The following is a 12,161-nucleotide window of genomic DNA, read 5'->3' as shown; positions in this document are numbered from 1 at the left end:
TTGTGCCCCAGGCTGCGGCCCGGAACCGTGGCGCGACGGACGAAACCGGCCATCACACCGCGGAACCGCGCCGCAACCCGGAACGGAATCGATATTCAGTTATGCATTTTCAGTTATGCGGAACGATATGGGGCGCATCCGGCGGAAGCATAACCGCAAAGCCCGCACAGCGCCCGGCACGTCACTTCGTGAAGTCAGTGTCCTTCGTCTCACGGCAGCTGAGCACCGCGACCAGGCAGCACACGGCCATCACGCCAAGATACAGGCCGACCGAACGCACACCCCAATGATGGGACAGCCAGGTGGCGATCGTCGGGACGAACGCGGCACCCACAATCGCGGCGAGATTGTAGCCGATGCCGGAACCCGAGTAGCGCACGTTCGCGTCGAACAGCTCAGGCAGGAACGCGCCAATCGGGCCGAAGGCGATACCCATCAGGGCAAAGCCGACGCACAGGAACAGCTCGACCTGGAAGAAGTTGCGGTGACCCATCAGCAGGTACGGGAACACCAGCGCGAACACCACCAGCGCGACCGAGGAGAACACGAGCACGCGACGACGGCCGATCCGGTCCGCATACACGCAGGACAGCACGATGAACAGCGCGAACACGCAGATGGCGATCATGAGCATAAGCAGATACTCGCGGTTCGTGAAGCCGAGGCCGCCACCGCCCTGTTCAACGGTCTTCGTGCCCCAGGCGAGCGACCAGGTGGCCAGCGTGTAGAACAGCGTGTAGGTCACAGCGACGATGAACGTGGCCTGGATCACCTGGCGCCAGCTCTTGCGGAACACCTCGGTAAGCGGGGACTTGACCACCTTGTGCTGCTGCTGGGCGAGGCGGAAGACCGGGGTCTCCTCCATCTGCACACGCACGACGAGGCCGACGATCACCAGCACGCTCGACAGCAGGAACGGCACACGCCAGCCCCAAGAGACCATCGCGGCGTTGTCGTTGAAGCTTTCCAACAGGAAGTACGTGCCATTCGACAGGAAGAAGCCGATCGGGGCGCCCAACTCCGGGAAGGAGCCGTACAGGGCGCGCTTGCCTTCAGGCGCGTTCTCGGTCGCCACTAACGCGGCGCCGGACCATTCGCCGCCCAGACCGATGCCCTGGACGAAGCGGCACAGGCACAGCAGCGCGACCGCGGCGATGCCCCACATGTCGTAGGTCGGCAGGCAGCCGATCAGGAAGGTGGCGATGCCCATCGTCAGCAGAGAAACGACCAGTGTGGTCTTGCGGCCCATGCGATCGCCGAAATGGCCGAAAATCAGGGAGCCGACCGGGCGTGCGATGAATGCGATGGAGAAGGTGAGCAGCGACATCAGCAGCGCGACCGTCGGATTGGTCGTGTCACTGAAGAACACCTTCGGGAAATAGTTCGCAGCGGCGGTGCCGTATGCGTAGAAATCATAGAACTCAATGGCCGTGCCGACCATGGAAGCGGCAATGACGGTACGCACTGAATCGCGCGTCATCTGCTCTACCTTGCCGGCGGCCTGCTGTAGGCCAGTCGTCTGTTCGACTGCTGTCATGATTGCTCCTGGATCGCTCCTGGGCGTGCCGACGTTGCTCACGTGCGACACGGTTCCATCTGTTATGTTTTGAGCTGGATGCTGGTTGCGAATCTGTGGCGGTCCTTGTGGGATATCACAGCGCAACAAAAAAGCCCCGCGATGTATGCAGGGCGAATGATCTGTCCGGCCCCGCATTCGTCAGCGGGGCTCAGCATGTACCGAATCAGTCCGCCAACGAAGACGGGCTAATAATTCGTGCGGAAACTCGCATGGTACCGGTCATCGTGGCGTCCTCCTTTCGGCTCTCTTGGGATGTCTTCCCAACTGGTTCGTAACCATAGGCGGGTGGGCGCTGATCCGGGAAGTCGTGTCCACTATGTGGACACGGAGGGATGCCTGTAATTTCAATGGGTTGAACGATTGACTTCGATGGGGGTGGGGGTTGTGGGGCAAGGCGGGTTTCTCGGGCTCATGGCCGGCGCATTCCGGACGGGTACTGTACCGGTACAGCCGGCTTGCGGGGGATTGCGACGAATCGGCCGGCAGGCGCATAATCTCCCGGGAGAACAGTGGGATCAGAACGGGTTTTGCCAGAACTCCCGACGGAATCGTTGGAATCATGCGACCCGCAACATCATGCCGCCGGGAGGTTATCGCCGAATCAGCGCAAACGCGATAAACTCCCACGATGGATTTCGTCGGCATGCGTGCAGACCGCGGATTCCCAACATTCTCAATCAGGAGTTGACCCGCAGCATCCAGATCATCAAGATGCCCGAGGAACATCCTGAGGCCTGACTTCGTCACGAATCGTCATCGATCGCGTCCGTCTCACAAATTGGTTACGAGGAGCCGACCGTCAGTTCCCAATGCGCAATCCCAATATCTCAGCGAAACGTCGAAATCGGCGAGATGTTCAGGAAAATCTCTGAAAAACCCTGACGGGAATGCAAATCCGAGAGCTATTGAGACTCAATGGACCAGCCCACACGAACGAGGTATCCCCACATCGTTGATATTCCGCGGTTCTCGAGAATCCACCATCACTGTGGCGACCCGCCAGAATCTGAACATCTCGCGGAAACAGATCCGGACACGAGATATCCAGAACAATCTCTCAATATCCCGCAGCAGAAGGGCGGATCCGAGAGTTTTCCGGACTCCGCCCCGAACATCTCGCCAGATTGGGGCGCTGCGACCGCAGGTATGCCGGGATGCCTTCGCGCCTGCACAGCCAGTGCGAAAACGCAAGCGGCCGGGCGCCCGTTCCGCCCCACAATGAGGACAGGCAGGCATCCGGCCGGTATCATGATTCGCGTTCACGCGACGCGACGCGTCACTTCACTTTCTTGATGCGCATGATCAGGTAGGCGGCGATCAGCACGATCGCTATGGCCACGATGAACACCACGCGGTAGGCGGACGGCGGGGTGGCCGTCACATGATGGACGCTCTTCGACACACTGATGATTGATGAGGTGAACACCGAGCCGATGACCGTGGACAGCGTATTCGCAAGGTTCAGAATGCCCAGATCCTTACCCGCCTCCTCCGGATTCGGCAGCACGGAGACGTTCAGCGCCTGGTCGATCGCGTTGTACACGCCGTAGCCGAGGCCGGCGACCGCGGCAAACAGCAGCATGCCGGTGCGGGTCGGAATCAGCAGCGGCATCAGGATGCCGACGGCGAACAGGCAGCTGGCCAAGGCGACCGGCAGCTTGCGACGGCCGATCTTGTCGGTGATCGGGCCGGCGGTCAGCGCGGCGATCAGCGAAACCACCAGCGTGATCACGCCCATCACGGCGATCAGGGCGTTCGCGGAATCCTTCGCATGCGACTGGCCCGCGTAGATGTAATCCTGCGAAATATAGAACAGGTAGCTGTTGATCATCCAGTAGCCGCCCATCATCAGGGTGCGGCCCACGAGCGCGAAGTAGAAATCAGGAGCATGGCGCGGCGGACGGAAGTTCATGAGCACGGACTTCGCGGTGATTTCCTCGCGCTTCTCGTTCTTGTTGGACCCCTCGCGCGGCCAGATGGCGACCGTGATGATGCCGATCAGCGCGAACACCGCCGCACCGATCAGCCAGCCGAGCGTGACACCGGCGGCGCCATTGTCGTTGAGCTTGGCGCCGACCACGTTGCCGAGCGTCTGGCCGGCGGCGATACCGGCACCATAGAAACCGGAAATCGTACCGCGGACCTTGTCGGGCACACGGTCGGACATGGTCGCCACGAACGGGGCGAGCATCACGTTATAGCCGAGCTGGGCGCAGCACCACAGCACGAGGATCGCCGGGAAACTGTGCTGGGCGAGGGCGATCAGGCCGACGGACAGGCCGGCGATCAGGCCGCCGAGCACGATCCACGGGCTACGCTTGCCGAACCGGCTGCGCGTCATATCGGACAGCGTGCCGAAAATCACGTTCGCCAGCAGCGCGACGATGGAACCGACCGCGTTGATGGTGCCGAGCATGGACTCCTTGGTGGCCGGATCGATGTTCTCCAGCACCTGCGGCAGGATGACCGCGCTCAAGGCGACCCACGGGATGGCGCAGGCGACGGCGCTGAGCGTGAAGCCGACGCCGAGGCGCACGATCTCGGTCTTCGACGGCCGATGCCCATCGGCGCTGACCATCGGGTCGCGCATGTCGTTGAACGCCGAATTCGGGTCGAGCACGGCTGCATCCACGGAACTCGCCATCGCGGCGACCGGACTACCGCTTTCCGCGACCATACGCGTCTCCTGAATACCCACAGACGCTGCGGAATCCTCGCCCTGCGGCTTTTCGGGGAGCGGAACGGCGAGACGGTTCACCGCGTTTTTCTGTTCCGGCGTCAACGCCTTGTCCAGATCAGGACGGTCATCGATACCCGGGCGGACATAACCGTTGCCGGGTTTCTGACCGGCAGCTCCGCCAGCCTCATTGTTGTTGCTCATGGCAACCCCCTTTGGTTATCCGGGGTCTGCCGCCGGCCGGGTTCCCGGTGCCGGCGGCAGGCGCCTTGTTTCAGGCGACTGTCGGCGGGTCCGCCAGCAGATCGTCGGTTTCATGCTCGCCGGCCGCATTCGACCAGCGCAGCGTGCACACGGAAGCCTGGTTGTCAACGCCCAGGCCGCGTTTCGGTTCGAACGTGAGGCTCGCCGATGTGGTCTCGCCCGTCCAGCTGAAGGTCAGCGCATCGCCGTCACGGTTGAAGGTGAATTCGCCGTCGAACGCGTCAAGCTGGTTGCGCATGCGGCACAAGGCGTTGAGTGCCTTGACGACCGGACGTTCGAGATTGCGGTCGATCTCCTCTACGGAATAGTAGTGCCGGTTGATGTCACGGCCGACATTCGTGCGATGCAGCAGATCCATGTCGTTCGCCCCCGCGAGCGCGCCGACATAGTACACCTGCGGCACGCCGGGCAGGAAGAACTGCACGGCACGCGCGGCGAGGTAATGCTGGTCGTTGCAGCCGAGCGCCGAATAGTACGTGGAGTTGACCTGGTAGAGGTCGAGGTTGCTGGCGGCGGCACCGGTCGCGGCGCGGGATTCGCCGTGGGTGTTCTCGTGGATGGTTTCGACGAGCTGGTCGACCTCCTCGTCGGGCACGAGGCCCTTGAGGCTGCGGTCGAGCTGGTCGGAGCCGATGTCGATGACGCCGATGCCGTCGTGCGTGTCGAGCACGGTGACCGCGTTGTTCGGGCGCACGTCGACCCAGTGGGCGATCGGCTCGGTCTTGCCGGTGGTCAGGGCGTGCAGCAGCAGGCCCGGGATCGCGAAGTCGTAGACGCGGTCGACCTTGCTGGCGATGGCGACCTGCTTCTTGTAGTACGAGTGCACTTCGATCAGCGTTTCCAGCCCGCGGGATTCGGCTTCCGCCTTGATCCGGCCGATGAGGTCGAAGGTCTTGGGGGTCATGAAGCAGCTGGTCTTGGCCTGCTTGGCACCGTAGCCGACCGCGTCGAGGCGGATGTAGCTCACGTGGCTGCGCGACAGCTGGTCGAGGATGGACAGCAGGTAATCCCAGCCTTCCTTGGAGTCGGTGTCGATATCGACCTGCTGCGGGGTGAAGGTGGTCCACACGAGGCGGGTCTTGCCGCCCCACGTGTAGTGGGTGAACGGCAGGCCCGGGCGCGGACGGTAGATGCCGGCGAGGTCCTCTTCGGTGGCGCCGTCGGGGAAGACGCTCGACATGGTGAGGAACATCGGGTAGTAGGGGCTGTCTTCGCCGCGCTTCATGACGTCTTGGAACTGCTCGGATTCCCAGGACATGTGGTTGACGATGGTGTCGACCATGATGTCGTGGGTCTTGGACAGTTCGGCGATGTCGTCCCAGGTGCCCAGACGCGGGTCGACCTTGGTGTGATCCACCGGGTCGAAGCCGGCGTCGGCGCCGTCATAGGGGGTGAAGAACGGCAGGATGTGCACGCCTTCATAGACGCCCTTGAAGCGGGTGCGCAGCACGTCGGTCAGGGACGCGATGGTGCCGGCACCCAACCGGTCGGCGTAAGTGATGAGTTGGACCTTGTTCTTCATTGACCCTCCTTTGGTGCCAAACACAGAACACTTTCAGTGTAACGGGTTTTCGGCGGTTTTTGTTGGATTTGGCGATTCGAATCACCGTCCGCACAACACACGCTCGAACACGTATCGAACCGGTTCGATATTGTACACGACGGGATGCCCACAACACCATGCGACACGCGGTCTGCGGCAAGAATTCAGCGATGATTCACGCTGGGGACATCCTCAAGCTCGAACCGGTAACGCTGCCGGACCTCGGGATACTTCGCATGGTCGACCTCGCCGGCGAACATCTCAAGCGGACGTACCCACAGCGAACCATCGCCATACAGCTTGCGATACACCACCACCGGCAGGCCGGACTCGGAATCCGTGGCGAAATCCTCCACAAGATACCGATCGCCCTTGAAATGGCGGTAGATGCGGCCGCGGAGGATGCGACGGCCGGAGTGCGATTGCGCGGGGACGGGCGGGGCGGTTTCGGCTGGGATGCGGGGGACTTGGCTGTTGTTCATGCCTCGCATCGTACACGGGCGGGGCGGTGAGCGTCGCACATCCGTCCTGCTCACGGTTACTTTTCCATACGGTGAATTTCGAGGACCGATTGTGCTGCCGCGGAGAGTCAGGCTGGCAGAGACAGCTGTGACACGGAATCAAAAACCGCAGAATATCAACGATCCTATGGCAGTGAACATTGCACGGCACTCCCCCGTTCCATGGTCGCTTTGCCATACCGTGCGTTTCGACATTCGATTCTGCGGATACGGACACATGATTCCCGAGATAATCGGGACTTTACGCCGAGACGGGCCACAAATGCGCAAAGCCCCGGCCGCCCGTGGGGGATTAGCGCGATTGCGTCTATCTGGCGACAAACTCCCAACGGCATGATTTTGCGAACCGCATGATTCCAACGATGTCGTTGGGAGTTCCCGCAGAACGCGGCCGAACCCGACGATTCTCCCGGGAGATCATCGCCACCCCGACGGATTCGGCGCAATCTCCCACACCCCGCATCCAATCCTCCGCATCCGGCAACACGTCAACGGAAACCAACAATCACGAGCGAACCCAGTCCCGACCGTCATCATCGCGCTCTGCAACCTTCTACCGACACTCACCAGCCAGTCAACGGCGGCAGAAACAGAATCCCAACCCTCCACCGACACTGACGGTAGCTTCAGCGTCGGTAGAAGCGGTGGAGGTGGGCCGCACACCCGGCCATTGCCAAGCTCGTACTTGCGCAACCGACATCATGAATTGTCTACACTCAGACACTGGCAAGCACCAGCCAACACCGGTAAGCGCACACCAGCACAAGCAGCTCGAGAAAAGCGGTCAGCGGTGAGCGCGGGCGGCAATGTCGGCGAGCGGGTGCCACGCGTCGAGGCGCGGCATGAGCGCCTTGCACACCAGCGCGCTCACCGCGACCGCGCACCCCGCAGGCACGAACAGGTTGACCGGCGCGGCGGCGAGCTCCATCACCAGGCAGGTCGCCATGAGCGGCGCCTGCTGGGAGGCGGACAGCAACGCGCACGCGCCGATCAACGCATATACGGCGAGCGCATTCGTATGGAAGCACGTCATCCACAGCACGCCGAGGATCGCGCCCATCGACGCGCCCAGCGCGATGCCCGGCTGCAACACACCGCCCGAAGCGCCGGAACGGATGGTCAGCAGGGTCAGTACGGCTTTCGCCGCGAATCCGATCAGCAGCCCCGGAATGACCGACAGTTCAACCGCGCTCGAGAACCCCAACTGTCCCAAGGCACGGCCGTTACCCATGAGCTGCGGCAGCCAGATGGCGGCGATGCCGGTGAGCGCGCCGGCAAGCGGCATGGTCCACAGCAACGTGGTACCGGTGGATTTATGCGATTCCGCCCATGCGGAGCCGCGGCGGAACAGGGCGCCGCACACTCCGCACACCGCGCCGGCAATCAGCGCGAAGGCGATGAGGTCCGGCGTGAACAGGGCGCTGACATGCCCCAAATCGTAGAACGTGTGCGTGCCTTTAATCAGCGAGGCCGTCCATGCCGCCAGGGCCGAGCCACCGAACGCCAAAGCCACCGTTTCCAGGCTGATCTCATGCAGCAGGATCTCCGCGGCGAAAAAGGTCCCGGCGAGCGGCGCGTTGTAGACGCCGGCGAGGCCTGCGGCGGCGGCGATCGCGACGAGTGTGCGCGTATCCCGCTTGTCCAGGCGGGTCAACGCCGCGAAACGCTGGCCGAGCAGCGCACCCAATTCACGCGGGGCGACTTCGCGGCCAATCGAGGCACCCGAACCGACGATGAAAATCTGCAACGCCACATGCACCACGGTCTGCCACGCGGGCATGCGCGAACCGCCCACCGCCTGTTTGACCGACGGCACTTTGGTGGTGCGTGTGCGCAGCAGCCACCAGATCACCGCCGCAACCGACAGCCCTACGAACACCGACACCGCCCGCCGCCACGCGGGCACCGCGAACGGGCCGGGGGCCGAAACGCCTTCCACATAGCCGAGGAACACGTGCTCCACGCCGTAGAGCATGAGCGTGAGCAGGCCGGCCGCCACGCCGGCGAGCGCGGACGCGATGGCTGTCGCCGCGGCGAGGCGCGCCAGGCGCTGTCTGCCGGTGTCGGTTTGTTCCGCCGGTTCGTTGGTGCGTCCGGTGGTGGTGTCTGCTTGTACCATGTCATCTCTTTCATCTGCTGGGCCGAATCAGGCTGGATTGTGTTCCAACGGTCCCGTACTCATCTTCGGCGTATGCGGCGACGGGAGGGATGCGCCTGCTTCTGCCGGCATCCGGCATCCGCCGACTGCCGTGCTGCCGCTGTCCTGCCTTGCTACCGGCCGATATCGGCCCGTCGGATTGCCGCATGGACGCCGCGTTGGATGTCCACCGCCTCGGAGATATCGAAGTCGGCGGCGGCGCTGAGGTACGCGTAGGCGTGCGCGCGGTCGAAGCCGCAGCCGTCGACCAGCAGGCGCAGGGATTCCTCCACGCAATGTTCCAGCGCGTCATCGAGGCGCAGGGCGCGGCCGGTGGTCACCAGGTAGTCGGGGGTTTCCAGCAGCGGCCCCTGCAACACACCGAAACGCCGCGTGAAATCAGGCCCGGCGATGACCCCGACACGCAGGTCGGCTTCCAGGGACGCTTCGAGCGCGGTCAGCGCGACCTCGCCGTCGCCTTGCGCGAAATGCGGGTCGCCCGCGTACAGGCCGGCGCCGTCTACGAATACCGGCAGGTACAGGCGCGTGCCTTCGACCATGAGGTTGATGTCGAGGTTGCCGCCGAAATCCCCGGGCGGTACGGTGCTCAGATGCTCGCCGGCGTCCGGCGTGACGCCGATGATGCCGAGGAACGGGCGTAGCGGGAAGGCCACCGTATCGGGGTCATCCGGCTCGGGCAGGCTCGCTGGCGCACCACCGGCCAGGTACGTATGGTAGGCGTCGATCGCATCCGGGCCGGTTTTCCGCATGACGCCAACGTCCTTGCCGTGTACGCGCATGCGCCGGGCGAAGATGCTGACCGTCCGCCGCCCGGCTTCGGGCATGGACGGCAGCACGCCTTTGCCGTGACGATTCGAGATGATGCCGTAGTCGACGCGTGGGGAGAGCCGGAGGATATCGATGGCCAGCCAGTCTCCGGGCTTCGCCCCGCGCACCTTGACCGGACCGTTGACCACGTGCGGCCCGGAACCATGCGGATGGTCCGATTCGGTGGCGATGGCGGCCGCGTCCGCGAGGATGTCGGATGCCGCGACGCCCTGCGCTTGGAAGAATCCCAGCGGATCCTTGCCTTGTTCTTCCAGCAGGCCCTCATGGCTGAGCGTGTCGATGCGCAACGTGTCCCCAGCGTCGATGGCGGCGACGGGACGGTCGCCGCGGGCGGGCAGGGTGCCCCACCGCACGGTATCCGGATGGCTTGGCAGGTGGATGATGCTCATCGTTCGCTCCTCGTTGGGCTCGTTGGTGCCGTTGGCCTTGTTGATGTCGTTGATGTCGTTGGGCTCGTTGCTTCCATCGGCCCTGCCGGCCGTTGCGGCTGGATGCCGAGGACGTCCATCCCGCCGATGGCCCGCAGATGGTCAAGCATCGCCTGCTGGGCCCCGGGCGCGTCACCGGCTTGGACGCGCGCGAAGATCGCACGGTGTCCATCCAATGAGACGCGGCGTCTCGTAATCGTGCTGTGCGTACCGGCCCGCGTGGCCTCCGCGGAATCGTTGACAAACCGCAGCAGCGCCGCCAGCAGCGGATTGCCGGTGCTTTCGGCGAGCGCCAGATGGAACGCCATGTCCATTCGCAAGGATTCGCGTGGCGTCATCCGGATGTCGGTGTGGTCGATGATGCCGTGGAGGGTCACTAGGTCCGAGGGCGATGCCCTGCGTGCGGCGAGTGCGGCCATGGCAGGCTCGACCAGGTCCCGCAGCTCGCGGATATTGCCGCGTTCGTGGTCGGCTTGCCTCAATACCGCCTCGATGGCGAGGGACGCCTCGTCGGTATCCAGCACGATGGTGCCGGCACCCCATTTGGTGCGCACCACGTGGCGTTGCGCGAGGATGGCGACGGCATCGCGGACTGTGCCGCGTGAGACATGGAAGGTCGCGGCGAGCTCACGTTCGCCGGGCAGTCGCGTGCCGGGCGGGTATTGTCCTGCTGTGATCCGGCCGGCGAGTATGGAGGCCAGTTCGGCGGGTTTGCCCGCAGCGGATGCGAGGAATGTCCCGTCACTGTCGTTGTCGCCCATGGCCGTCTCCCGGTGTCGTTCCGATGGCGCACGGCCGCGGGTTGGATTGGACCTCTTGGCATGCACCTCATACTGGTGACAGCCAATCATCGCCGTATTTCCGCGGGGTTTCGCAGTGGTCGGCAAGTGGACGACCACTGGACCAATTCCCGGAGAAGACGGGCCCTCCCTGCCCCAGGACCATCCCCGCCCGGCAGGCCGCTAGGCGACAGGCCGGGTGGTGTCGCCGGTACGCAGGGATACCGGCACGATATCGACCGCATGCCCGGCGGGTCCGCCGGCGATATGGCTGTCTTCGGCATGACCGCCGGCGGAAGCGGAATCACCGGTGCGGTCGATGGCGTCGACGATATGGTCGGCGAGCCGCTCGGAGAGCGTGTCGAAATCCTGCCTGACCACGCTCAGGGTCATGCCCGCGCAATCCGCGAGATATGTGCCGTCATAGCCGATAACCTGCAGGTCCTGCGGCACGCGCAGCCCGCGCGACAGCGCCTCCCGCACCGCGCAGGAGGCGACCACGTCGGAGCCGACGATCGCGTCGACCGGCACCGCATCACCGCCGTCGCGAACGCCCCGAATGGCCGGCTCGATGCGGTCGAATAGCGCGTGCACGGCCTGTACGCAGCCTGCAACGTCCGAAACCGCGCCGGATTCCACGTATTCGTGCCGTATGCCGGCGGCATCGCACTGCCGGCCCAGCATCCGGAAGTACCGGACCGTGGGGAAGGTGGTCACGCCGTCGCCGCGGTCGTCGAACTGCTTGCGCGGGCCGCCGACCATCACCACATGCCGGGCACCGGTGCCGACCAGCTGCCGGGCGATCAGCCGCCCGCCCTGCTCATGGTCGGAGCGCACGGTCGCGATGGTGTCGCCCAGCACCCGGTCGAAGGCGACCACGGGCCTGCCGATCGACTCCCAGTAATCCGCTGGATGGTCGGTGTGGGCGGCCATGATGATGCCGTCCATCATATGCCTGCGCAGGCGGCCCACATATTCCGCTTCACCGGTGTCGGCATCATCGGTGGCGCACAGCAGCGTCTGGAGGTTGCGCTGCGACAGCCGCCCCTGGAGCGCGGACACCAGTGTCGCGAAGAACGGGTGGCGCAGTGTCGGCACGATCACGCCGACCAGGCCGGTACGCCCCCGGTACAGGTTGCGCGCCAGCTCGTTGGGGATGTAGTCCAGTTCGCGCATCGCCCGCTCGACCTTGCTGCGCATCTCGTCCGAAACGTAGCCGGAGGCGTTCACCACCAGCGACACCGTGCTTACCGACACCCCGGCCTTTTTGGCCACGTCACGCATCCCGACCATGTCCTGCTCCTCGCGGTTCCTTGCCTGCGGCCGCCCCGCCTTCGGGGTGTCGACGCGCAGACGCGGCATCTGCCATCCTGACACCGGCCAT

Annotated in this window: 8 protein-coding genes; all 8 read right to left on the bottom strand. The window is 64.2% G+C overall.

Features of this window, described 5'->3' with window-relative positions:
- Nucleotides 1-181: 181 nt before the first annotated feature.
- The 8 genes from WD012_RS03600 to WD012_RS03565 all read right to left on the bottom strand — a co-directional run bounded on the left by WD012_RS03600 (nucleotide 182) and on the right by WD012_RS03565 (nucleotide 12,070).
- Nucleotides 182-1,537, bottom strand: a complete 1,356-nt coding sequence (locus WD012_RS03600) for an MFS transporter (protein ID WP_339562419.1) — start codon at nucleotides 1,535-1,537, stop codon at nucleotides 182-184.
- Between the two features lie 1,318 nt (nucleotides 1,538-2,855).
- Entirely contained in the window at nucleotides 2,856-4,460 is a 1,605-nt protein-coding gene (locus WD012_RS03595) for an MFS transporter (protein WP_339562418.1), read from the bottom strand.
- Between the two features lie 70 nt (nucleotides 4,461-4,530).
- The gene (gene gtfA / locus WD012_RS03590; RefSeq protein ID WP_339562417.1) at nucleotides 4,531-6,042 is read right to left on the bottom strand and encodes a sucrose phosphorylase; all 1,512 of its coding nucleotides are present in this window, start codon (nucleotides 6,040-6,042) and stop codon (nucleotides 4,531-4,533) included.
- A 185-nt stretch (nucleotides 6,043-6,227) separates the two neighbouring features.
- Nucleotides 6,228-6,545: a DUF1653 domain-containing protein gene (locus WD012_RS03585; protein ID WP_339562416.1), complete on the bottom strand. Its 318-nt coding sequence runs from the start codon at nucleotides 6,543-6,545 to the stop codon at nucleotides 6,228-6,230.
- Nucleotides 6,546-7,368: 823 nt separating this feature from the next.
- Nucleotides 7,369-8,703, bottom strand: a complete 1,335-nt coding sequence (locus tag WD012_RS03580) for a chloride channel protein (protein WP_339562415.1) — start codon at nucleotides 8,701-8,703, stop codon at nucleotides 7,369-7,371.
- Between the two features lie 152 nt (nucleotides 8,704-8,855).
- Complete coding sequence (locus WD012_RS03575; protein ID WP_339562414.1) at nucleotides 8,856-9,959, bottom strand: acetamidase/formamidase family protein; 1,104 nt, start codon at nucleotides 9,957-9,959, stop codon at nucleotides 8,856-8,858.
- On the bottom strand, nucleotides 9,956-10,759 hold the full coding sequence (locus tag WD012_RS03570) for a FadR/GntR family transcriptional regulator (RefSeq protein ID WP_339562413.1): 804 nt from the start codon (nucleotides 10,757-10,759) through the stop codon (nucleotides 9,956-9,958). The genes WD012_RS03575 and WD012_RS03570 overlap by 4 nt, the downstream gene beginning before the upstream one ends.
- Before the next feature lie 201 nt (nucleotides 10,760-10,960).
- On the bottom strand, nucleotides 10,961-12,070 hold the full coding sequence (locus tag WD012_RS03565) for a LacI family DNA-binding transcriptional regulator (RefSeq protein ID WP_339562602.1): 1,110 nt from the start codon (nucleotides 12,068-12,070) through the stop codon (nucleotides 10,961-10,963).
- Between the last annotated feature and the right edge of the window lie 91 nt (nucleotides 12,071-12,161).

It is taken from the genome of Bifidobacterium thermophilum (assembly GCF_037482445.1).
Taxonomy (GTDB): Bacteria; Actinomycetota; Actinomycetes; order Actinomycetales; family Bifidobacteriaceae; genus Bifidobacterium; species Bifidobacterium thermophilum_B.
The sequence above is the reverse complement of the archived record's forward strand: the minus strand, read 5'-3'. Positions and strand labels throughout refer to the sequence as shown.